The organism is Streptosporangium sp. H16, from assembly GCF_051918855.1.
Lineage (GTDB): Bacteria > Actinomycetota > Actinomycetes > Streptosporangiales > Streptosporangiaceae > Streptosporangium.
Window position 1 is genome coordinate 177,055 of sequence record NZ_JBPXMD010000004.1, and the last position, 21,683, is coordinate 198,737.

At 71.0% G+C, this 21,683-nt stretch carries 19 protein-coding genes; 14 read left to right on the forward strand and 5 right to left on the reverse strand.

What is annotated here, in order from left to right; genetic code table 11:
* Nucleotides 1-242: 242 nt before the first annotated feature.
* Entirely contained in the window at nucleotides 243-1,187 is a 945-nt protein-coding gene (locus ACTOQ2_RS08880; RefSeq protein ID WP_440066112.1) for an aldo/keto reductase, read from the reverse strand.
* Between the two features lie 65 nt (nucleotides 1,188-1,252).
* Here ACTOQ2_RS08880 and ACTOQ2_RS08885 point away from each other — a divergent pair, with 65 nt between their 5' ends.
* The 5 genes from ACTOQ2_RS08885 (at nucleotide 1,253) to mshC (ending at nucleotide 5,513) form a co-directional block, all read left to right on the forward strand.
* Nucleotides 1,253-1,954 (forward strand): histidine phosphatase family protein, encoded by a 702-nt coding sequence (locus tag ACTOQ2_RS08885; RefSeq protein ID WP_440099194.1) that lies wholly within the window; start codon nucleotides 1,253-1,255, stop codon nucleotides 1,952-1,954.
* 9 nt (nucleotides 1,955-1,963) lie between these two features.
* Nucleotides 1,964-2,539 carry a DUF3090 domain-containing protein gene (locus ACTOQ2_RS08890; RefSeq protein WP_362685999.1) on the forward strand — a complete coding sequence of 192 codons (576 nt, stop codon included), beginning with the start codon at nucleotides 1,964-1,966 and terminating at the stop codon, nucleotides 2,537-2,539.
* On the forward strand, nucleotides 2,536-3,297 hold the full coding sequence (locus ACTOQ2_RS08895) for an SCO1664 family protein (RefSeq protein ID WP_440099195.1): 762 nt from the start codon (nucleotides 2,536-2,538) through the stop codon (nucleotides 3,295-3,297). Before ACTOQ2_RS08890 ends, ACTOQ2_RS08895 begins: the two co-directional genes overlap by 4 nt.
* Nucleotides 3,298-3,469: 172 nt before the next feature.
* Nucleotides 3,470-4,198, forward strand: a complete 729-nt coding sequence (locus ACTOQ2_RS08900; protein ID WP_440099196.1) for an NRDE family protein — start codon at nucleotides 3,470-3,472, stop codon at nucleotides 4,196-4,198.
* A 91-nt stretch (nucleotides 4,199-4,289) separates the two neighbouring features.
* The gene (gene mshC, locus ACTOQ2_RS08905) at nucleotides 4,290-5,513 is read left to right on the forward strand and encodes a cysteine--1-D-myo-inosityl 2-amino-2-deoxy-alpha-D-glucopyranoside ligase (RefSeq protein ID WP_440099197.1); all 1,224 of its coding nucleotides are present in this window, start codon (nucleotides 4,290-4,292) and stop codon (nucleotides 5,511-5,513) included.
* Between the two features lie 179 nt (nucleotides 5,514-5,692).
* Here mshC and ACTOQ2_RS08910 read toward each other — a convergent pair whose 3' ends face one another.
* Together ACTOQ2_RS08910 and def are read right to left on the reverse strand one after the other, a co-directional pair.
* Nucleotides 5,693-5,896, reverse strand: coding sequence for a cold-shock protein (locus ACTOQ2_RS08910; RefSeq protein WP_344903117.1), 204 nt, complete (start codon nucleotides 5,894-5,896; stop codon nucleotides 5,693-5,695).
* Nucleotides 5,897-6,111: 215 nt separating this feature from the next.
* Nucleotides 6,112-6,588 (reverse strand): peptide deformylase, encoded by a 477-nt coding sequence (gene def, locus ACTOQ2_RS08915; protein WP_440099198.1) that lies wholly within the window; start codon nucleotides 6,586-6,588, stop codon nucleotides 6,112-6,114.
* A gap of 236 nt (nucleotides 6,589-6,824) precedes the next feature.
* Here def and ACTOQ2_RS08920 point away from each other — a divergent pair, with 236 nt between their 5' ends.
* From ACTOQ2_RS08920 to ACTOQ2_RS08940, 5 genes are all read left to right on the forward strand, one after another.
* The gene (locus ACTOQ2_RS08920; protein WP_440066118.1) at nucleotides 6,825-8,147 is read left to right on the forward strand and encodes an MFS transporter; all 1,323 of its coding nucleotides are present in this window, start codon (nucleotides 6,825-6,827) and stop codon (nucleotides 8,145-8,147) included.
* A gap of 235 nt (nucleotides 8,148-8,382) precedes the next feature.
* Entirely contained in the window at nucleotides 8,383-10,830 is a 2,448-nt protein-coding gene (gene nirB / locus ACTOQ2_RS08925; RefSeq protein WP_440099199.1) for a nitrite reductase large subunit NirB, read from the forward strand.
* A 108-nt stretch (nucleotides 10,831-10,938) separates the two neighbouring features.
* Entirely contained in the window at nucleotides 10,939-11,292 is a 354-nt protein-coding gene (nirD, locus tag ACTOQ2_RS08930; protein ID WP_440099200.1) for a nitrite reductase small subunit NirD, read from the forward strand.
* Between the two features lie 85 nt (nucleotides 11,293-11,377).
* Entirely contained in the window at nucleotides 11,378-12,547 is a 1,170-nt protein-coding gene (locus ACTOQ2_RS08935) for a uroporphyrinogen-III synthase (RefSeq protein ID WP_440099201.1), read from the forward strand.
* Nucleotides 12,544-13,314 (forward strand): sirohydrochlorin chelatase, encoded by a 771-nt coding sequence (locus ACTOQ2_RS08940; RefSeq protein ID WP_440099202.1) that lies wholly within the window; start codon nucleotides 12,544-12,546, stop codon nucleotides 13,312-13,314. Before ACTOQ2_RS08935 ends, ACTOQ2_RS08940 begins: the two co-directional genes overlap by 4 nt.
* 13 nt (nucleotides 13,315-13,327) lie before the next feature.
* On the opposite strand, the gene ACTOQ2_RS08945 is transcribed toward ACTOQ2_RS08940, so the two are convergent.
* Nucleotides 13,328-13,984: a hypothetical protein gene (locus ACTOQ2_RS08945; RefSeq protein ID WP_440099203.1), complete on the reverse strand. Its 657-nt coding sequence runs from the start codon at nucleotides 13,982-13,984 to the stop codon at nucleotides 13,328-13,330.
* Nucleotides 13,985-14,215: 231 nt separating this feature from the next.
* Nucleotides 14,216-15,070 (reverse strand): PAC2 family protein, encoded by an 855-nt coding sequence (locus ACTOQ2_RS08950; RefSeq protein WP_440099204.1) that lies wholly within the window; start codon nucleotides 15,068-15,070, stop codon nucleotides 14,216-14,218.
* 474 nt (nucleotides 15,071-15,544) lie between these two features.
* Between ACTOQ2_RS08950 and metH the strand changes: the two genes are divergently transcribed.
* From metH to ACTOQ2_RS08970, 4 genes are all read left to right on the forward strand, one after another.
* Nucleotides 15,545-19,009 (forward strand): methionine synthase, encoded by a 3,465-nt coding sequence (gene metH / locus ACTOQ2_RS08955; RefSeq protein ID WP_440099205.1) that lies wholly within the window; start codon nucleotides 15,545-15,547, stop codon nucleotides 19,007-19,009.
* A gap of 31 nt (nucleotides 19,010-19,040) precedes the next feature.
* Complete coding sequence (locus tag ACTOQ2_RS08960; protein WP_440099206.1) at nucleotides 19,041-19,712, forward strand: HAD family hydrolase; 672 nt, start codon at nucleotides 19,041-19,043, stop codon at nucleotides 19,710-19,712.
* 120 nt (nucleotides 19,713-19,832) lie between these two features.
* A complete protein-coding gene (locus ACTOQ2_RS08965) occupies nucleotides 19,833-20,408 on the forward strand; it encodes a cellulose synthase (RefSeq protein ID WP_440099207.1) in 576 nt (191 codons plus the stop codon).
* Between the two features lie 266 nt (nucleotides 20,409-20,674).
* A complete protein-coding gene (locus ACTOQ2_RS08970) occupies nucleotides 20,675-21,676 on the forward strand; it encodes an ABC transporter permease (protein WP_440066128.1) in 1,002 nt (333 codons plus the stop codon).
* The last annotated feature ends 7 nt before the right edge of the window (nucleotides 21,677-21,683 follow it).

Here is a 21,683-nt window from a genome sequence, read left to right on the forward strand (position 1 = left end):
GTCGGCCATGAATCTCGCCGACGTCCAGGTGTCCCCCTGCCACCTGTTTGACAGTTTTGTAGGGAGGCCCGTTTTTTCCACGGAAAGTCGTCATTCGGTATCGACTAGTGATACGTGAGACGAATTCTCGTTCGGTTTCTCGTTCGTTCTCCTGGCACGCCGGCTCTTTTCCCCGGGAGGCCGTCCTTCCTGGGAGATTCCTGGGAGGCCCGTCCGCACCGGAGCCTCTCCGGTGCCGCGCCTCAGTCCGCGGACACGTCGTCGAGCGCCTCCCTGATCTCCACGGGCAGCGCCAGGTCCTCGGCCTGGAGCACCCCGGACAGCTGCGCGTGGGTGCGGGCGCCGACGATGGCGGAGGCCACCCCCGGCTGGTCGCGTACCCACGACAGGGCCACCGACAGCGGTGAGACGCCGAGTCCCTCGGCGGCGGTCGTCACCGACTCCACGACCCGGCGGCACCGCTCGTCGAGGTAGGGGGTGACGAAGTCGGCGAAGTGCGGGGTAGCGGCCCGGGAGTCCGCGGGGATGCCCGTCCGGTACTTCCCGGTGAGGACCCCGCGCCCGAGCGGCGACCAGGCGAGCACTCCCGCGCCGACGTGCTCGGCGGCCGGGATCAGCTCGCGCTCGGCCTCCCTGGCCAGGAGCGAGTACTCGACCTGGGCCGCGACGATCGGCACCCTGCCGGGGACCGCCCGCTGCCCCACGGCCGCGGTCGCCAGCTGCCAGCCCGCGTAGTCGCACACCCCGGCGTACGCGGCCCGCCCCGAGGACACGATGGCGTCCACGGCGGCCAGGGTCTCCTCCAGCGGGACGTCGGGGTCGAAGGCGTGCAACTGCCACAGGTCGACCTCGTTGACGCCCAGGCGGGTCAGGGAGGCGTCGATCGCGGCGACCAGGTGTTTCCTGGAGGCGTCGCGGGGCCTGCGCCCGGCAGGGGTGAGCACGGCCTTGGTGGACAGCACCAGCTCCGAACGCGGCACGGAGTCGCGCAGCAGCCGCCCGAGCAGCCGTTCGGCGTCGCCGCCGGTGTAGACGTCGGCGGTGTCGATGAGCGTGCCGCCGGCCTCGGCGAACGTGCGGAGCTGCGCCGCGGCCTCCTCGGCGCCGGTGTCACGTCCCCATGTCATCGTCCCCAGTCCCAGGCGGGACACCGACAAGCCGCTCCGGCCCACATAGCGCTGCTCCATGATCCGGCCAGGTTACCGCCCGGCCACTTAAAAGTAGTGGAGCGAAGGCTGCAAGACTTGCCCGCGTGACGACCTTGTTGCTGGCCAGACACGGCCTTACCCACCTCACCGGTCCGGTCCTCGCGGGCTGGACCCCGGAGGTGCACCTCAGTGACGCGGGACGGGCCCAGGCGGAGGCGCTCGCCGCGCGGCTGACCACCCTGGAACTCGACGCGATCGTCTCCAGCCCGCTGGAACGCTGCCAGGAGACCGCGCAGGCGGTCGCCGCGGGGCGGCGGGAGGCGGAGGTGCTGACCGACGAGCGCTTCGGCGAGTGCCGCTACGGCGACTGGACGGGCCGCCCGATCGCCGAGCTCGCCAAGGACCCTCTCTGGCCGGTCGTGCAGGCCCACCCGAGCGCGGTGACGTTCCCCGGGGGAGAATCCCTGTCCGCCGTACAGCACCGCGCCGTGACGGCCGTCAGGGAGTGGAACGAGCGACTGGGCCCGAAGGCGGTCTATCTCGTCTGCAGCCACGGAGATGTGATCAAGGCCATCGTGGCCGACGCCATGGGACTCCACCTGGACCAGTTCCAGCGGATAACGGCTGATCCGGCGTCGCTCACCGCCATTCGCTACACCCCCTTGCGTCCCTTCGTGCTCAGGCTCAACGACCTGGGCGGAGATGTGGCCGGATTGCGCCCCAGGGAGGGTTCGGAGGGCGAGGACGGGGGAGAAAATCCCACCGGGAGCGATGCCGCAGTCGGCGGCGGATCCGGAACCACGTAAGGTCGGGCTATGCCGGTCTTCGACTACGATCCACCCGAGAGGTTCGTGGCCGGTGCCGTGGGGCAACCGGGATCACGAACCTTCTTCCTGCAGGCGCGGGGCCAGGGCAGGCTGACCACCGTGGCCCTGGAGAAGTTCCAGGTCGCGGCGCTGGCCGACCGCCTCGACGAGCTGCTCGACGAGGTGTTGCGACGCGGTGAGGGCAACGTTCCCGTGCCCGCCGTCGCCCCGGCCGCGCTGGCGGACAACGCCCCCCTCGACGTGCCGATCAGCGAGGACTTCCGCGTCGGCGTCATGGCCCTGGCCTGGGACCCCGAGGCCGCGCAGGTGGTCATCGAGGCCAAGGAGGCCGTCGCCGAGGACGAGGAGTTCGAGCCGTCCCCGCTCGTCGAGCCCACGGTGCTGCGCGTGCACATCAGTGCCGGCGCCGCGAGGGCCTTCACCAAGCGGGCCATGGCGCTCGTCGCGGCCGGCCGCCCGCCCTGCCCGCTCTGCGCCCAGCCTCTCGATCCCGAGGGGCATATTTGTGTGCGGCTCAACGGTTACCGGGGTAGTAGCGCTTCATCTGCTGGAGGAGGCGAATGAGTGCTGAGAGCGAGCCGACGCTGAGTGCGGCGCCGGCCGCGGGGCTGGACGACGAGACCGCGACGCGTCTGCTCCGTGACGGCCAACTGGACGTGGCGGGCCGCCTGGTCGAGGCGACCAACATGACGCTCTACTGCTCGGTACGGCTCGGCGGGCTCACGGCGGCCTGCGTGTACAAGCCGGTACGGGGCGAACGCCCCCTGTGGGACTTCCCCGACGGCACCCTGGCGGCCCGCGAGGTCGCCGCCTACGAGGTCTCCGCGGCGATCGGCTGGCGGATCGTGCCGCCCACCGTCTACCGCGACGGCCCCTTCGGCCCGGGAATGTGCCAGCTGTGGATCGACACCGACCCCGAGACCGACCTGATGGTGCTGATCCGCAGCCGCCAGCCCTCGCTGCGGCGGATGGCCGTCTTCGACGCCATCGTCAACAACGCCGACCGCAAGGGCGGTCACCTGCTGCCGCTCGCCGACGGCCACGTCTACGGCGTCGACCACGGGGTCTCCTTCTCGGCCGAGGACAAGCTCCGCACCGTGCTGTGGCAGTGGCGAGGCAAGCCGCTGTCCCGCGAGGCCATGAACGTCCTGACCCGCCTCGAGACCGACCTGGAGCAGGGCCGCCTCGGCCGCCGCCTCCGCGAGCTCCTCACCCTTCACGAGGTCGAGGCCACCTGGTCGCGGGTCCGCAGGCTGCTCGACACCGGCCTGCACCCCCTTCCCTCCAAGGACTGGCCCGCCATCCCCTGGCCGCCGATCTGAGGCCCTCGCGCGGTGGTCTCCCACCCCGGGCGTCCCGCGGGGAGCGGGACCGGCGAGCCGGGGGTGTCCTCGCCGTGGCTTCGGTGGCTTCGGTGGCTTCGGTGACCTCGGCCTTCCTGCCGACGGGGGCCCCGGTCCGCGCCCGCCTCCCGCGGGGGCGTAGCCTCCGGGCATGTGCACGGTTGTCGTCAGCATCGATCCGAGCGCCGAGATCCCCCTGATCGTGGTCGGGGTGCGCGACGAGTTCACCGACCGCCCCTGGGTCCCCCCGGCCCGGCACTGGCCGGAGAGCGGGCCCGGCCTGATCGGCGGGCGTGACCTCAGGGGAGGCGGCACCTGGCTGGCCGTCGACCCCGAGGCCAGGCGGGTCGGAGCCCTCCTCAACGGCCTCGGCGTGCTCGCCCCCGAGGAGGCCCGCCGCTCGCGGGGCGACCTGCCGCTCCTGGCGGCGGCCGGAGGCGGGCCCGTGGAGGGCGACCTCGGGCACTACGACCCCTTCCACCTGCTGCGGGCCGATCCCGCCGGGGCCCGCCTGTGGCACTGGGACGGGATCACCCTGGAGCGGGACGACCTTCCCCCGGGAACCCACATGATCGTCAACAGCGGCTGGGAGCGCGGTGCGGAGAACGAGCGGGTGGCGTTCTTCCGCCCCCTGTTCGCCAAGGCGGGCCGCCCCTCGGAGCTCGACGGCCCCTGGGAGGAATGGCGGGAGCTCGCCACCGGGGCGGGGATTCCCTCCGAGGACCCCCGCACGATGATCGTCCATCACGAGCTGCCCGACGGGCGGACCTTCGGCTCCGGCTCCGTCACCCTGCTGGCCCTGGCGCCCGGCGGCGTCCGCTACGACTTCACCGCCGACCCTCGTGATCCGGGCGCCTTCCGCGAGGTCCGCCCGGAATGATCCGGTCGGCTCCCGGAGTTGAGGTGAGTGCCCGTACATCCACCATCCCGAGCCGATCGGGGTGGTCTAACCGCTGGATAGGCTTCATTTTATGAGATCGTGGTCTGAGCCGAAGGTTCCTCGGCTTCCCGGTGCCGGTGTCCCGCTGCGGCTGTTCGACACCGCCGCGCGAGAGGTCGGCCCCACCCGGCCGGGCCGCACGGCGCGGATGTACGTCTGCGGCATCACACCCTACGACGCCACCCATCTGGGCCACGCCAACACCTACCTCGCCTTCGACCTGGTCAACCGGGCCTGGCGCGACGCCGGTCACGAGGTGCACTTCACCCAGAACGCCACGGACGTCGACGACCCCCTGCTGGAACGTGCCGGGCAGACCGGCGTCGACTGGCGCGACCTGGCCGAGCGTGAGATCGAGCTGTTCCGGACCGACATGGAGGCGCTGCGCATCCTGCCGCCGCGTGACTACGTCGCCGTGACCGAGGCGATCGACCAGGTCGCCGACCTGATCGTGTCGCTGCGCGACAAGGGTGCCACCTACGTCCTCGACGGCGACGTCTACTTCGACGTGGCCGCGGCCCCCAAGTTCGGGGCCGTCTCCGGTTACTCGGAGGAGCGCATGCTCGCCCTGTTCGGCGAGCGCGGGGGAGATCCGGACCGGCCGGGCAAGAAGCACCCGCTCGACTGGCTGCTCTGGCGCGCGGAGCGCCCGGGGGAGCCCTCCTGGCCCTCGCCGTTCGGCCGGGGCCGGCCCGGCTGGCACATCGAGTGCACCGCGATCGCCCTGGCGAACCTGTCCAGCGGTTTCGACGTCGCAGGCGGGGGCTCCGACCTGATCTTCCCCCACCACGAGTGCGGCGCCCACGAGGGCCACGTGGCGTGCGGGGAGTGGCCCTTCGCGAAGGCCTACGTGCACACGGGCATGGTCGCCCTGGACGGCGAGAAGATGTCCAAGTCGAAGGGCAACTTGGTCTTCGTCTCCCGCCTGCGCAAGGAGACCGACCCGATGGTCATCCGGCTCGCCCTGCTGGCGCACCACTACCGCTCCGACTGGGAGTGGACCTCCGAGCAGCTGGGCTCGGCGGAGGTACGGCTGGCGCGCTGGCGTTCGGCGGCGGGGCTGCAGACCGGCCCCGACGCCGGTGTCGTGCTCGAAAGGGTGCGCGCCCGGATGGCCGACGACCTGGACGCCCCCGGGGCCCTCACGGTCGTCGACGACTGGGCCGAGCGAGCCCTGTCCGAAGGGGGCAGCGACCCGGACGCGCCGGTCCTCGTCAGGGAGACCGTGGACGCGCTGCTCGGGGTCGCGCTCTAGGGTTCTGGGCTCCGGGCGGCACCGCCCCCTGGAGCGCGGCGGCGCCCGCTTCCGGGGGCGCCGCCGGAAGCGGGAAACGGCCCTGAGAGCCGGGCGCGGGAAACGGCCCTGAGAGACGACTGAGCCCGCACCGCTTGCGCGGTGCGGGCTCAGCCTGAAGCCTTTGAGGTCAAACCAGGTCAGATGACCTGAACCTGGTCGGCCTGCGGGCCCTTCTGGCCCTGCGTGGTGACGAAGCTGACACGCTGGTTCTCCTCCAGGCTGCGGTAGCCGCCGGAGTTGATAGCCGAGTAGTGCACGAAGACATCGGCGGTGCCGTCATCCGGTGCGATGAATCCGAAGCCCTTTTCGGCGTTGAACCACTTAACGGTGCCCTCAGACAAAACTACTTCTCCTCATTGGGAGCCTCACCGAACCACCAGGTCGGCGGCACGGGGCTGCGTTGCGGACCCTACCATGCACCCGCGGAAACCATCCGGAGAAACTGTGTAACGTCCGCTGTCGGCGGACTTCTCATAAGCACTTGAGATGATAAGGCTAAGCTGAGAACTACGACTGCAACCAGACGATGCTATCCGATGCCTCCGCGATGCGCAAGTCACGGGATCGACGCGAGGAATCGCTCGCGCTCCTCCTCGGGGAGGTGGTCGACGAAGAGGGTGCCGTCGAGGTGGTCGGCCTCGTGTTGCAGGACGCGGGCGAGCACGCCCAGGGCGCGGACGGTGGCGGGCTTGCCGAACATGTCGCGACCACGGGCGGTGACCATGTAGGAGCGTTCCAGCGGCCACCAGCGGCCGGGCGCGGACAGGCAGGCCTCGTCGGCCACGATCTTCCGTTCGGACAGCTCCAGACGCGGGTTGACCAGGTGACCGGACTTGCCGTCCAGCTCGTAGACGACGACCCTCAAAGGGACGCCGATCTGCGGCGCGGCCAGTCCCGCGCGGCCCCTCCCGGCCCGCATCGTGGCCTGGAGCGATTTGACCAGGGCGCGCAGCGCGCGGTCGAAGGTGGTCACCGGCTCGGACACCGTGCGAAGCACGGGATCGGTGAACGGTCGGATCGGCTGGACGGCCACGCGCACTCCCCGAAGCGAACGAATGGGCACCGGAGACGATTCCCATTGTCGCGCTGACTCAACCGTTACCTCTTCACCCCTCGTGTTTCCGGAATGTTGCCGCTGTGCGACGTGTGCATTGCGTATTTCCATGGTTAGTCACACGTAACCGGCGCACCATCACAGATAGTAAATGTGCGTAATGCCGTCCTCTTAGATTTCGGGATCGAAGCCCGCCCGAAACCGCAGGAGGAAAGATGGCCAAGCCCTGGATCAGCGACTGGCGGCCCGACGACCCCGACTTCTGGCAGGGGCACGGCAGGAAGGTGGCCCGCAGGAACCTGATCTTCTCCATCTTCGCCGAGCACCTCGGATTCACGCTGTGGACCGTGTGGAGCATCGTGGCCGTGCAGCTCGGCTCCTACGAGTTCTCCACCGACCAGCTCTTCTGGATCGTCGCCCTGCCCAACCTGATCGGCTCGGCGCTGCGCATCCCGTACACCTTCGCCCCGGCCAGATTCGGCGGCCGGAACTTCACCGTGGTCAGCGCCCTGCTCCTGCTCGTGCCCGCGGTGCTGCTGGCCATCGCGGTCGGCAACCCGGCCACCCCCTACTGGGTCTTCCTGGTCATCGCGGCCACGGCGGGCCTGGGCGGTGGCAACTTCGCCTCCAGCATGGCCAACATCACCTACTTCTACCCCCAGGACAGGCAGGGGTCGGCGCTCGGGCTCAACGCGGCCGGCGGCAACATCGGGGTCAGCTCCGTGCAGCTCGTCATGCCCCTGGTGATCGGGGCGTTCGGCCTGGCCGCCGCCGGGCTGTTCTGGATCCCGTTCATCCTGGCCGCCGCGATCGGCGCCTACTTCTTCATGGACAACCTGACCTCCGCCAAGGCCAGTCCCGCCGACCAGCTGAAGGTCGCCGGCCGGGCCCAGACCTGGATCATGTCGGTCCTGTACATCGGCACCTTCGGCTCCTTCATCGGATACTCCACCGCGTTCCCGCTGCTCATCAAGAGCCAGTTCCCCGAGCACGCCTCCCTGGTGGCGCTGGCCTTCATCGGCCCGCTGCTCGGCTCGCTGATCCGCCCGGTCGGGGGCTGGCTGTCGGACCGGCTCGGCGGGGCGCGGGTGACGCTCGTCAACTTCGCCGCGATGGCGGGCGCGGCGGCGCTGGTCTGGCAAGGCCTGTCCCAGCACGCCTTCGTGCTGTTCTTCTGCGCCTACATGCTCCTGGTCGCCACCACCGGCATCGGCAACGGCTCCACCTACCGGATGATCCCGGCGATCTTCCGGGCGAAGGCCGTGGCGGGCATCGCCCCCGGTACGGACGCCCACGAGGCCGCCGTGGCCGTCGGGAAGCGGGACGCCTCCGCCGCGATCGGGATCATCTCCGCGATCGGCGCCTTCGGCGGGTTCTTCATCAACCGCGGGTTCGGCAGCTCCATCGCCGCGACCGGGGGAGCGGGCGCCGCCCTGGCCTCCTTCGCCGCCTTCTACCTGGTGTGCGCGGCCATCACCTGGGCCTGCTACCTGCGGACCGCGGGATCCGTGCCGAGCCTGGCGGCGGCGCGCGTGTGACCCCGGCGTGCCTGGCGCCCGTTCGGCTCACATCCGGAACCGGCCCGGCCGACGGACAACTCACACCCGCCTCATCGTGAATGTGAACGCGGTTAGCGGCTTGTAGCACATCGGTAACAGGGGAGACCCCAGGGTGAAACCGCCTGAAAGCACCATCGGATCCATGCCGGTCTCACTTCCCCCCCAGACGCCTGTGAAGGCTGGGGCGGAGCGGACGAGAGGGGAAGAGCAACCCATGTCACGGCTCGTCGTGGTAGGACACGGACCGACATCGCATCGGCTGGTCGAGGCGCTGGTCGCCAAGGGCTTCGCGGGGAGGATCACGGTGCTGGGGGAGGAGCCCCGGCCGGCGTACGACCGGGTGGCGCTCACCTCCTACCTGGCGGGCAGGAGCGTCGAGGACCTCACGTATCCGACGCCGGACGGGGTCGTGCTGCGCCTGTCGTCCAGGGTCGTGGAGATCGACAGGCGGGCGCGCGAGGCCGTCACCGCCGACGGCCACCGCGAGCCGTACGACGTGCTGGTGCTGGCCACCGGCTCCAGCCCGTTCGTGCCGCCGGTGCCGGGCAGGGAGCTGGAGGGCTGCTTCGTCTACCGCACGATCGACGACCTCGACGCGATCAGGGCGGCCGCCTCGGACGCCACGAGCGGCGTCGTGATCGGCGGCGGGCTGCTGGGGCTGGAGGCCGCCGACGCGCTGCGCGGCCTGGGGCTGGCGACGCACGTCGTGGAGATGGGCGGCTGGCTCATGCCCCGGCAGGTCGACGAGGGCGGCGGCGCCGTCCTGCGCGGCCACGTGGAGGCGCTCGGCCTGAACGTGCACACCGAGGCGGGGGCCAAGGAGATCGTCGCGGGCCCGGACGGGCGGGTGGCGGGCCTGGTCAAGCCGGACGGCGAGACCGTCGAGGCACAGATCGTGGTCTTCTCCGCGGGCGTCAGGCCCCGCGACGAGCTGGCCAGGCAGGCCGGTCTCGAGGTCGGCGGGCGCGGCGGGATCGCCGTGGACGACGGGATGCGCACGAGTGACCCGGCGATCTACGCGATCGGCGAGTGCGCCCTGCACGAGGGCATGGTCTACGGGCTGGTGGGGCCGTGCTTCACGATGGCCGAGGTCGCCGCCGACCGCATCCTCGGCGGCGAGGCGGTCTTCACCCGCGCCGACCTGTCGACCAAGCTCAAGCTGCTCGGCGTGGAGGTCGCCCAGTTCGGTGCGATGGAGGGCGCGCTGGACGTGACCTTCATGGACCCGGTGGGCGGGGTCTACCAGAAGCTGTTCGTCAGCGACGACGCCCGCACCCTGCTCGGCGGGATCTGCGTCGGCGACGCCACCCCGTACAACACCCTCAAGCCCTTCGTCGGCCGCGACCTGCCGGGTTCGCCGAGCGAGCTGTTGTTCACCGGCGGGCCGGCGAGCACGGATCTCCCCGACGACGCGCAGGTCTGCTCATGCAACAACGTCACCAAGGGCCAGGTGTGCGCGGCCATCGCCGAGCACGGCCTCACCGACGTCCCCGGCATCAAGGCGTGCACCCGCGCGGGCACCACCTGCGGCAGCTGCGTCCCGACGCTCAAGCAGATCCTCGTCTCCTCGGGCGTCGAGGTCTCCAAGGCCCTGTGCGAGCACTTCGCGCAGAGCCGGGCGGAGCTTTTCGACATCGTCCGGGTGCGCGGCCTCACCACGTTCTCGCAGATCATCGCCGAGCACGGCACCGGGCGCGGCTGCGACGTGTGCAAGCCCGTCGTCGCCTCGATCCTCGCCTCGCTCGGCAACGGCCACATCCTCGACGGCGAGCAGGCCGCCCTGCAGGACACCAACGACCACTTCCTGGCCAACATCCAGCGCAACGGCACCTACTCGGTGGTGCCGCGCATCCCCGGCGGGGAGATCACCCCGGAAAAGCTCATCGTGATCGGCGAGGTGGCCCGCGACTTCGGCCTCTACACCAAGATCACCGGCGCGCAGCGGATCGACCTGTTCGGGGCCCGGGTGGAGCAGCTCCCGCTGATCTGGAAGCGGCTGGTGGACGCGGGCTTCGAGTCCGGGCAGGCGTACGGCAAGGCGCTGCGCACGGTGAAGTCCTGCGTGGGCTCGACCTGGTGCCGGTACGGGGTGCAGGACGCCGTCGGCCTGGCCATCGCGTTGGAGCTGCGCTACCGGGGCCTGCGCTCGCCGCACAAGCTGAAGTCGGCCGTCTCCGGCTGCGCCCGCGAGTGCGCCGAGGCCCGCGGCAAGGACTTCGGCGTCATCGCCACCGAGCAGGGCTGGAACCTCTACGTGGGAGGCAACGGCGGTTTCACCCCGCGCCACGCCGACCTGTTCGCCTCCGACCTGAGCACCGAGGAACTGGTCCGCGTCATCGACCGGTTCCTGATGTTCTACGTCCGTACCGCCGACCGCCTGCAGCGCACCTCCGCCTGGCTGGAGGCCCAGGGCCTGGCCTACGTCAAGGAGGTCGTGCTGGACGACTCCCTGGGGATCTGCGCCGACCTGGAGGCCCAGATGGAGCGGCACGTGGCCGGTTACAGCGACGAGTGGCGGGCCGCGATCGAGGACCCGGAGAAGCTGCGGCGCTTCGTCTCCTTCGTCAACGCCCCCGGGACCCCGGACCCGTCGATCGCCTTCGAGCCCGAGCGCGACCAGGTGAAACCGGTCCTGATCCCGCTGGAGGTGGTCCGTTCCTGATCCGGCCCGATCGTGTCCCGCGCCGGCCGTGCCGGATCGCCACCGTCGCACCCCCGAGGACCTGAGAACCCGAGGACCTGAGAACCCGAAGAGAGGAGGCCTTCACCGATGACCGCGCTGAGAGAAGACCTGGAGACGACCGCCTGGACAGCGGTCTGTTCCTACGCCGATCTGCTGCCCGAGCGCGGAGCGTGCGCGCTCGTCGACGGCAGGCAGATCGCGCTGTTCCGCGCCTTCGACGGTTCCCTGTTCGCGATCGGCAACCGCGACCCGTTCAGCGGTGCCCACGTCATGTCCCGGGGGATCGTGGGCACCAGGGCGGGCGAGCCCGTGGTGGCCTCCCCGATGCACAAGCAGGTGTTCTCCCTCGTGACGGGGGTGTGCCTGGACGATCCCGCGGTGGCCGTGCCGACCTACCCGGTCCGCCTCACGGGCGGAACGGTGGAGGTGGGCCCCGGGTGAGCACGGGTGGGCACGGGGTGGGGCCGCGGGCGGCCGGACACCCCGGATACCGAGGAAACATCGAGCGAGGAGTGGTGAACGACAGATGAGCATCGCCGTTCTGGACGGTCCCATCGGCTCTCCCGAGACCGCGCCCGACGCGCTGGCCGGGTTCACGATCGGGGTCACCGCCACCCGGCGGCGCGAGGAGTTCTGCGCGCTGCTGGAACGCAGGGGCGCCAGGGTGGTGCGCGCCCCGGCGATCCGGCTGGTGCCCCTGGCGGAGGACGCCGACCTGCTGGCCGCGACCCGCGCCAGCCTGGCCGCCCCGATCGACGATGTGGTGGTCACCACCGGCGTCGGTTTCCGCGGCTGGATGGCGGCGGCCGAGGGCTGGGGGCTCTCCGGCGACCTCGCCGAGCACCTGACCGCCGCCCGGCTGCTGACCCGCGGGCCCAAGGCGCGCGGCGCGGTCAGGGCGGCGGGCCTGATCGACCACTGGACCCCGCCCACGGAGTCGTGCGAGGAGGTCAAGCAGCACCTGCTCGCCCAGGACCTGCGCGGGCGCCGCATCGCCGTGCAGCTGCACGGAGAGCCGCTGACCGGTTTCGTGGCCGCGCTGCGCGAGGCGGGCGCGGAGGTCATCGAGGTGCCGGTCTACCGGTGGCTGCCCTACCGCGACGTGTCGCCGCTGCGGCGCCTGGTCAGCCAGGCGATCTCCGGCGGCGTGGACGCGGTCGCCTTCACCAGTGCCCCGGCCGTGCTGGCCATGCTCAACTCCGCCCGCGCGGACGGCCTGGAGGACGCGCTGGTCTCGGCCTTCGCCGGGCCGGTCGTCGCCGCCTGCGTGGGACCGGTCACCGCCGCGCCACTGGAGGCGCGCGGGGTGCCCACCGTGCAGCCCGAGCGCTCCCGCCTGGGCACGCTGGCCCGTACCCTCGCCAGGCACCTGCCCGAGCACAGCGTCACCCGCCTGGTCGCGGGCGGCCACCGGCTGGAGATCCGCGGCCATGCCGTCGCGGTGGACGGCGAGCTGAAGCCGCTGCCGCCGGCGCCGATGGCGGTCCTCAAGCGCCTGGCCGACAAGCCGGGACACGTGGTGGCCCGCTCCGACCTGCGGACCGTGCTCCCCGGCGGCCCGTCGCGCGACTCGGCCGAGCACGCGGTCGAGATGGCCATCACCCGCCTGCGCCGTGCCCTCGGTCCCGCGGGGATCGTCGAGACGGTCGTCAAGCGCGGCTACCGCCTGGCCTGCGACCGGGGCGAAGGCCTGTGACGACGCTGGTTCTGGCCGGGCACGGGACGCGCAGCGCGAGGGGCGAGGAGACCCTGGCCGGACTGCGGGACCTGGTGCGCGGGGGCCGCCGGGGGACGCGGGTGGAGCAGGCGTTCCTGGAGATCAGCTCGCCGCTGCTGGCCGACGTGCTGCCAGGCCTCCCCGGACCCGTCGTGGTGGTCCCGCTGCTGCTGGCGGGCGGCTACCACGTCCACATCGACCTGCCCTCCGTGATCGCCGAGGCCAGGCCGGACGCCGTGCTGGCGGCCCCGCTGGGACCGCACGCGCTGCTCACCGCCGTCCTTGCCAGGCGGCTTTCCGCCGCGGGGCTGAGGGGCGCCGACTCGGTGATCCTGGGAGCGGCGGGCTCGTCCGATCCGGCCGCGCTGGCCGACGTGCGGGCGGCGGCCCGGCTGCTGTCGGTCAGGCTCTCCCGCCCGGTCACCGCGGCCTTCGCCGCGACGGGCACCCCGTCGGTCGCCGAGGCCCTGGAGCGGCTGCGCTCGGGACCCGCGCCGCGGATCGCGCTGGCCTCCTATCTCCTGGCCCCCGGCTTCTTCCAGGACCGCCTGGAGGCGTCCGGCGCCGACCTGGTCGCCGCCCCCCTCGGGGTGGACGCCGACCTGGCCGCGCTGGTGTGGGCCCGGTTCGACCAGGCACGCCTGGCGTCGACGGCCACGGTCGGCGGCCAGGCCCGTCCGGGGCCGGTGGCGGCCGGACTCGACCGGGGCGTCCGGACCCCGGCGTGGCCCGCCCGGCGCCGGTGATCGCGGGGGGCGGTCAGGCCGGCCGGAGCTCCAGCCTCAGCTCCCGGACGATCTCCTCGGCGACCTCGTCCCGCGACGGCAGGAAGTCGTCGGCGCCGAGAAGCGTCTCGTAGTAGGCGTGGCGGAAGCACCCGGCGAGCAGCAGCCGGGCGCTGGCGACCGGGACGACCCCGGGGGAGACGCGCCCCGCCCGCTGCTCGGCCGCCAGGTACGCGGTGAGCGGCACGATCTCCGACATCGGCCCGATGTCGCTGTCACGCATCGCCTCGCGGAAGCGGACGGTGACCGAGGGGGAGGTGAAGGCGGGCAGCGCCGCCGCCTGGACCTCGCAGTAGTAGTCGATGCCCGCTCGCGCGATGGGCAGCAGGTTCTCGCTCACCCGGCCCTTGCCGACCAGGTACATCAGGTCGTCGAGGACGCGCCGCCAGACCGGGAGCCGGTCCTGCAGCAGGGCCAGGAACATGTCGACGGCGTGCCCGGACGCGGTGCCCCGCGAGCGCGGGTGCGCGGCGTCGTCGGCCTCCTCGCGCTTCATGAACGCGGCCAGCTCGAGGACGCGGCGCCGCGCCTCCTGCGCGTTCCGGTGCGGGTCGGCGGTCTGCTGATACGAGTCGATCTGGTACGGGTCGATATAGGGAGTCGCCATGGTCGCCCTAACGTGCGCAGTCACATGGACAGATGGTCGTAACGGTGACGCGTCGTTCACCGGCGTCCACGGGCCGTGTGCTTCCTGGGTTTTTCCTGGCCGTGGAGTCGCCGACGTCCGGTTTTCCGCTCGGCGCGCCTCCGGAGAGGCGGGCCGTGCCCGATCAGTGCCTGTCGACCCGGGCCCGACCCCAGGCTCAACCTGGGTTCAACCTAGGCGAAAAAGAGCGTCCGGTGGTAACCGTACGCCGTGAGTTCAGCCGTCGGAGTCACGGTCGCGCCGGCGTAGATAGCGCTCGAACTCGGCGGCGATGGCGTCGCCGCTCGCCTCGGGCAGCTCCGCGGCGTCCTTGCGCTCCTCGAGCTCCTTGACGTACTCGGCGACCTCGCTGTCCTGGGAGGCCAGCTCGTCGACGCCGTGCTCCCAGGCCCGGGACTCCTCGGCCAGCTCGCCCAGCGGCATCGGGATGTCGAGCAGGTCCTCCATCCGGCTGAGCAGCGCCATGGTGGCCTTCGGGTTGGGCGGCTGGGCCACGTAGTGCGGCACCGAGGCCCACAGCGACACGGCGTGCAGTCCTGCGGCGCCCAGGGAGTGCTGCAGGACGCCGACGATGCCGGTCGGCCCCTCGTAGCGGCTCAGCTCCAGGTTGATCGCCCTGGCCAGGCCCTCGTCGGTCGCCGACCCCACGATCGGCACCGGGCGGGTGTGCGGCGAGTCGTTGAGCAGCGCGCCGAGCAGGACCGCCAGCTCGACGCCCAGCTCGCGGCAGACCAGCACGATCTCCTCGCAGAACGCGCGCCAGCGCATGTTGGGCTCGATGCCGCGCAGCAGCACCACGTCGCGGTCGACGCCGGGGGGCCTGGCCACCGACAGCTTGGTGGTCGGCCAGGTGATGGACCGCGTCAGCCCCTCACCCATTTCGACGATCGGGCGGGTCACCTGGAAGTCGTAGTATTCCTCCGGGTCCAGGGAGACCAGCGGGGTCGCCTTCCACTCGCCCTCGAGGTGCGCGATCACTCCGCTCGAGGCCTCACCCGCGTCGTTCCACCCCTCGAACGCGGCGATCATCACCGGGTCGACGAGCTCGGGCAGGCCTTCGATCTCGATCACGCGCCCCCTCCTTCTCACCTCTCGTCCTATCCGGCTAAGCCTATGCGGTGAGGGGGCCTTCACGTCACCTTCCCGACATGGTGCGGGCGATCGGGACGTCGCGGCCTCCGCGCCGCCACACGCCGGGCGGCACCGCGTCTCGCGACCGCCCCGCGGGGCCGGTGGGCTCCCGGCCCGGCGGCCGCGGGAGGCCGCCCCCGCGCCCGCCGGTGGACCGGGGGATCGGGGGGGATCGGGGGTACCGGGGGTACCGGTGAGGACGGCGCGACCGGCCGCCGGCGGTGCTCTTGCGGTGCTCTTGCGGTGTTCCGGCGGTGTTCCGGCGGTGTTCCGGAGGTGCTCGGGCAGGGTTCCGGCGCGGCGGCGGGGGCGGCGACAGGGGTGATCGCCGGGTCAGGCGGGCGAAAGATCCAATCACCGCCGAGGTCGCCGTCGAACACGGGGCGCCCGGACGGCTCCCAGTACTCTTGTCCCATGACAAGCACTCCGTCTTTCCGTGAAGTCCTGGCCGAGCGCGTGATGGTCGCCGACGGGGCAATGGGGACGATGCTTCAGGCCCACGACGTCACCATGGATGACTTCCAGGACCATGAGGGCTGCAACGAAGTGCTCAACGTCACCCGTCCGGACATCGTCCGCGCTGTGCACGAGGCCTATTTCGAGGTCGGGGTCGACTGCGTCGAGACCAACACCTTCGGGGCCAACCTTTCAGCTCTCGGCGAATACGACATCCCCGAGCGCGTCTTCGAGTACTCCGAGGCCGGTGCCCGCGTCGCCCGCGAGGCCGCCGACGCCTGGTCCACCCCCGACCGCCCGCGCTTCGTGCTCGGCTCCATCGGCCCCGGCACCAAGCTCCCCACCCTCGGGCACAAGCCGTACGCCGAGCTGCGCGACGCCTACTACGACAACGCCGCAGGCCTGATCGGCGGCGGCGCCGACGCGCTGATCATCGAGACCTCCCAGGACCTGCTCCAGGTCAAGGCGGCGGTGATCGGTGCCCGCCGGGCCATCGCCGACTCCGGCCGTGACGTGCCGGTGATCGCCCAGGTGACCATCGAGACCAACGGCGCGATGCTGCTGGGCTCGGAGATCGGCGCGGCCCTGACCGCGATCGAGCCGCTCGGCGTCGACGTGATCGGCCTCAACTGCGCGACCGGCCCCGCCGAGATGAGCGAGCACCTGCGCTACCTGGCCCGCCACGCCCGGGTCCGCCTGTCGTGCATGCCCAACGCCGGGCTGCCCGTGCTGACCTCCGACGGCGCCTACTACCCGCTGAGCCCCGAGGAGCTGGCCTCGGCGCACGAGAACTTCACCCGCGACTACGGGCTCTCCCTGGTCGGCGGCTGCTGCGGCACCACCCCCGAGCACCTGCGCCAGGTCGTCGAGCGGGTGCGCGGGCGGGAGACGGCCCCGCGCCGCCCCCGCCCCGAGGCCGGCGCCTCCTCCCTCTACCAGAGCGTCCCCTTCCGCCAGGACATCTCGTACCTGGCCATCGGCGAGCGCACCAACGCCGTCGGCTCCAAGGTCTTCCGCGAGGCGATGCTCGCCCAGGACTGGGAGGAGTGCGTGGAGATCGCGCGGGGGCAGGCCCGCGACGGCGCGCACATGCTCGACCTCTGCGTCGACTACGTGGGCCGCGACGGCGTGGCCGACATGAGGGAGCTGGCGTTCCGCTTCGCCACCGCCTCCACGCTGCCGGTGGTCCTCGACTCCACCGAGCCCGCCGTCCTCGAGGCCGGGCTGCAGATGCTCGGCGGGCGCGCGGTCGTCAACTCGGTCAACTACGAGGAGGGCGACGGCCCCGAGACGCGCTTCCACCGGAACATGACCCTGGTCCGCGAGTACGGCGCCGCCGTGGTCGCCCTCACCATCGACGAGCAGGGCCAGGCCCGCACCGCCGACCTGAAGGTCCGGATCGCGGTCCGCCTCATCGAGGACCTGACGGGCAACTGGGGCATGAACATCGAGGACATCCTCATCGACATGCTCACCTTCCCCATCGCCACCGGCCAGGAGGAGACCCGGCGCGACGCGCTGGAGACGATCGAGGCGATCAAGGAGATCAAGCGGCTCCACCCCGGCGTGCAGACGGTCCTGGGTCTGTCGAACGTGTCGTTCGGCCTCAACCCGGCTGCCCGCGTCGTGCTCAACTCGGTCTTCCTCAACGAGTGCGTCAACGCCGGCCTCGACGCGGCGATCGTGCACGCCTCCAAGATCCTGCCGATGGCGCGCATCCCCGAGGAGCAGCGCGAGGTCGCCCTGGACATGATCTACGACCGGCGCAGGGAGGGCTACGACCCGCTGCAGCGGTTCATGGAGCTGTTCGAGGGCGTCGACACCGCCGCCCTCAAGGAGAGCAAGGCCGAGGAGCTCGCCGCGCTGCCGCTGTGGGAGCGGCTCAAGCGCCGCATCGTCGACGGCGAGCGCAAGGGCCTGGAGGCCGACCTCGACGAGGGCCTCGCCCGGCGCCCCGCCCTGGAGATCGTCAACGACGTGCTGCTGGACGGCATGAAGACCGTCGGCGAGCTGTTCGGCTCCGGCCAGATGCAGCTGCCGTTCGTGCTCCAGTCGGCCGAGGTGATGAAGACCTCGGTCGCCTACCTGGAGCCGCACATGGAGCGGGTCGAGGGCGAGATCAAGGGCCGTATCGTGCTCGCCACCGTCAAGGGCGACGTGCACGACATCGGCAAGAACCTGGTCGACATCATCCTCTCCAACAACGGCTACGAGGTCGTCAACCTCGGCATCAAGCAGCCGGTGTCGGTCATCCTGGAGGCCGCCGAGGAGAAGAAGGCCGACGTCATCGGCATGTCCGGGCTGCTGGTGAAGTCCACGGTCATCATGAAGGAGAACCTGGAGGAGATGAACTCCCGGGGCATCTCCGAGAAGTTCCCCGTGCTGCTCGGCGGGGCGGCGCTGACCCGCGCCTACGTCGAGCAGGACCTCGCGGAGCTCTTCCAGGGCCAGGTCCGCTACGCCCGCGACGCCTTCGAGGGACTGCGCCTGATGGACGCCTTCATGGCGGTCAAGCGCGGGGAGAAGGGCGCGAGCCTGCCGCCGCTGCGCGAGCGCCGGGTCAAGGGCGGCGCCACGCTGGTCAGAACCCCGGTGGAGGAGCTGCCCGCCCGCTCCGACGTGGCCACCGGAAACCCGGTGCCGGCGGCGCCCTTCCTCGGCGAGCGCGTCATCAAGGGCGTGCCGCTCGCCGAGTACGCCGCGTTCCTGGACGAGCGGGCGACGTTCATGGGCCAGTGGGGCCTCAAGGCCGCGCGCGGCGGCGACGGGCCCTCGTACGAGGAGCTGGTCGAGACCGAGGGCCGCCCGCGCCTGCGGATGTGGCTGGAGCGGATGCAGACCGACGGGCTGCTGGAGGCGGCGGTCGTCTACGGCTACTTCCCGTGCGTCAGCGACGGCGACTCGTTGATCATCCTGGACGAGGGCGGCAACGAGCGCACCCGCTTCACCTTCCCGCGCCAGCGGCGCGACCGGCACCTGTGCCTGTCCGACTTCTTCCGCTCCAAGGACTCCGGCGAGGTCGACGTCGTCGCCTTCCAGGTCGCGACGATGGGCAACCGGGTCTCCGAGGCCGCGGCCGAGCTGTTCGCCAAGGACGCCTACCGCGACTACCTGGAGCTGCACGGCCTGTCGGTGCAGCTGACCGAGGCCCTAGCCGAGTACTGGCACGCGCGCGTGCGCTCCGAGCTCGGCATCGGCGGCGACGAGTCCCTGGAGGACATGCTCAAGGTCAACGTCGCCGGCTGCCGCTACTCCTTCGGATACCCTGCCTGCCCCAACCTGGAGGACCAGGTGCAACTGATGGAGCTGCTCGATCCGGCCAGGATCGGCGTCGAGCTGTCGGAGGAGTTCCAGCTCCACCCCGAGCAGTCGACGTCCGCACTGATCGTCCATCACCCTGAGGCCAACTACTTCAACGTATGACCGGCGTGTGATCGGCAGGGGGTTCACGGGGATGGAAGCGGTTCTCTTCGACATGGACGGGCTTCTCGTCGACAGCGAGAAGATCTGGTTTCAGGTCGAGACCGAGGTGATGGAACGGCTCGGCGGCGAGTGGGGGGAGGCCCACCAGGAGAATCTGGTGGGCGGCTCCATGCCGGCCACCGTGGCCTACATGCTCAGGATCTCCGGCGGGGGCGCCACCCCCGCCGAGGTGGAGACCTGGATGCTGGAGGGCATGACCGCCAGGCTCGCGGGCGGGGTGGAGATGATGCCCGGCGCCGCCGAGCTGCTGGCGGAGGTACGCGGGCACGGCCTGGCCACCTCCCTGGTCACCTCGTCGGTCCGGCCGATCGCCGAGGCGTGCCTGCGGAGCATCGGCGACCACAACTTCGACCACGTGGTCACCGGTGACCACGTCACCAGGACCAAGCCCCACCCCGAGCCCTACCTGACGGCCGCCCGGCTGCTGGGGGTCGATCCGGCCCGCTGCGTCGCCCTGGAGGATTCCCCGAATGGGGTGACGTCGGCCACCGCCGCGGGCTGCCGGGTGGTGGCGGTGCCGAGCGTGCTGCCGATTCCCGCCGCGCCCGGCCGCCTCGTCGTCGACTCGCTGCTGGAGGTCGACGTGGCGATCCTGCGTTCGCTGTCCTTCGGCGAGCCCTCCGAGGTCGGGGATCGCCCCTGATCTTTCGCGCGAACCGCCCCGTATCCCCTAAGGGGTGATCCCTCCTCAGGAAGGAGGGCCCGTCCCGGTTCCACGTGCCAGGATGGAGATCGGGTAAGCCGATACGAGGGGCGGTCCGCTATGTCGTTCGAACAGATCGCGTGGTTGCCGCTCTGCGCCGGGGTCACCGGCGTGGGGCTGGTGCTGAGTTTCCTGCTGATGCGGCGCCGGGGGGCCGCGGCGGGGTTGCGTGCCGCGGCCTGGTCGCTGCTGCCCGTCGCCGCCTACCTGACCGGCGCGCTGCCGACGCTGTGGCAGATCGGCACGGCGATCGGCGGGTTCGTCACCGGCCTGGTGTTCAATCCCGTGGTGTGGGCCGGGGTGGGGGTGGCCGGGCTCTCCGCGCTGCTCTTCCTGGTCTCCGGCTTCCTGCGCGGCCGCCGCCTCAGGGCCGCAGCGTCCTCGGGGTCCTCGGGGTCCGGGGCCTCCCCGGCGCCCGTCGCGAGCGCCCCGGCCGCCTCGGGGCGGCGCGGGGCCGTGACACCGGGGGCACCGGCGGCACCGGGCGCGACGGCCGTCACGCAGCCGCTGCCCAAGCGCACACCCGCGCCCCCGCCCGTTTCCAGGGCCGCCGGGTCCAAGCCCGCGGCGAAGCCGGCGGCCGACGACGACTTCTCCGATATCGAGGACATTCTGAAGCGCCGGGGAATCGGGTGACGCTGCGTCACGGCCTCGTTTCCATGTCACGAATCCGAGACAGAAGCGGAACGGCTTCCGGACATTACCTTCAAGATCAAAACGAATGAATTTCACGTGAATCACAGTTGAGCCACATAGCGCCTCAGGGGACTGGTCAGCGCAGTTCAGCCCATAGATTCTGCGCACGGGACCACTAATAACGGCCCGTAGACTAACGGCGCGCTACCCCGACCTGGGGGACGCGTTAACGGACGACGTCGTCTGGGATCCAGGGGGCCAACTGTATGACCGCACCGCTCGACGCCCCCGGTAAGACCACCGAGGTCTCGCCGGAGGCAGTGCTCGCGGGAGCGGGCGTGAAAGCCATCCAAGGCCGATCGCTCGGGCAGATCGCGTGGATGCATCTGAAGCGCGACAAGGTCGCGCTCACCGGTGCCGGCGTGGTCGTCCTGCTGATCCTCACGGCGATCTTCGCTCCGCTGATCGTGGGCGTGTTCGGTCATCCGCCGAACGAGTTCCACCAGGAGATGATCGATCCCTCCACCATGGCGCCCCAGGGCGGCACGGGCATCAGCGGGGATTTCCTGTTCGGGGTGGAGCCGCTCAACGGCCGCGACCTTTTCAGCAGGGTGGTCTACGGAGCACGGATCTCGCTGCTGATCGCGGTCCTCGCCACCGTGCTCTCGGTGGTCATCGGCACCGTCATGGGAGTGATGGCCGGTTACTTCGGTGGCTGGGTCGACACCCTGATCAGCCGCACGATGGACGTCTTCCTCGCCTTCCCCCTCCTCGTCTTCGCCATGGCCCTGGTCGGTGTCCTCGGCCAGTTCGAGCAGAGCCTCGGGGTGCAGGGCGACACACTGCGCATCGGTCTGCTGATCTTCGTGATCGGCTTCTTCAACTGGCCCTACATCGGCAGGATCATCAGGGGCCAGACGCTGTCGCTGCGGGAACGCGAGTTCGTCGACGCCGCCCGTAGCCTGGGCGCCCGCGGACCGTACATCCTGTTCCGGGAGATCCTGCCGAACCTGATCGCGCCGATCCTCATCTACGCGACGCTGCTCATCCCCACGAATGTCCTGTTCGAAGCCGCGCTCTCGTTCCTGGGAGTCGGTATCCAGGCGCCCACGGCGACCTGGGGAGGCATGCTCTCGCAGGCGGTGAAGTACTACAACGTGCCGCATTTCATGTTCTTCCCCGGTATGGCGATCTTCATTACGGTGCTGGCTTTCAACCTCTTCGGTGACGGGCTGCGCGACGCCCTCGACCCGAAGGCGTCCCGTTGACCCTCAA

Excerpts from the sequence above, each read along its gene's own strand:
- ACTOQ2_RS08880 (WP_440066112.1), bottom strand. The coding sequence starts at position 1,187 with ATGGAGCAGCGCTATGTGGGCCGGAGCGGCTTGTCGGTGTCCCGCCTG.
- ACTOQ2_RS08890 (WP_362685999.1), top strand. The coding sequence starts at position 1,964 with ATGCCGGTCTTCGACTACGATCCACCCGAGAGGTTCGTGGCCGGTGCC.
- ACTOQ2_RS08895 (WP_440099195.1), top strand. The coding sequence starts at position 2,536 with ATGAGTGCTGAGAGCGAGCCGACGCTGAGTGCGGCGCCGGCCGCGGGG.
- ACTOQ2_RS08900 (WP_440099196.1), top strand. The coding sequence starts at position 3,470 with ATGTGCACGGTTGTCGTCAGCATCGATCCGAGCGCCGAGATCCCCCTG.
- mshC (WP_440099197.1), top strand. The coding sequence starts at position 4,290 with ATGAGATCGTGGTCTGAGCCGAAGGTTCCTCGGCTTCCCGGTGCCGGT.
- ACTOQ2_RS08920 (WP_440066118.1), top strand. The coding sequence starts at position 6,825 with ATGGCCAAGCCCTGGATCAGCGACTGGCGGCCCGACGACCCCGACTTC.
- nirB (WP_440099199.1), top strand. The coding sequence starts at position 8,383 with ATGTCACGGCTCGTCGTGGTAGGACACGGACCGACATCGCATCGGCTG.
- nirD (WP_440099200.1), top strand. The coding sequence starts at position 10,939 with ATGACCGCGCTGAGAGAAGACCTGGAGACGACCGCCTGGACAGCGGTC.
- ACTOQ2_RS08935 (WP_440099201.1), top strand. The coding sequence starts at position 11,378 with ATGAGCATCGCCGTTCTGGACGGTCCCATCGGCTCTCCCGAGACCGCG.
- metH (WP_440099205.1), top strand. The coding sequence starts at position 15,545 with ATGACAAGCACTCCGTCTTTCCGTGAAGTCCTGGCCGAGCGCGTGATG.
- ACTOQ2_RS08960 (WP_440099206.1), top strand. The coding sequence starts at position 19,041 with ATGGAAGCGGTTCTCTTCGACATGGACGGGCTTCTCGTCGACAGCGAG.
- ACTOQ2_RS08965 (WP_440099207.1), top strand. The coding sequence starts at position 19,833 with ATGTCGTTCGAACAGATCGCGTGGTTGCCGCTCTGCGCCGGGGTCACC.
- ACTOQ2_RS08970 (WP_440066128.1), top strand. The coding sequence starts at position 20,675 with ATGACCGCACCGCTCGACGCCCCCGGTAAGACCACCGAGGTCTCGCCG.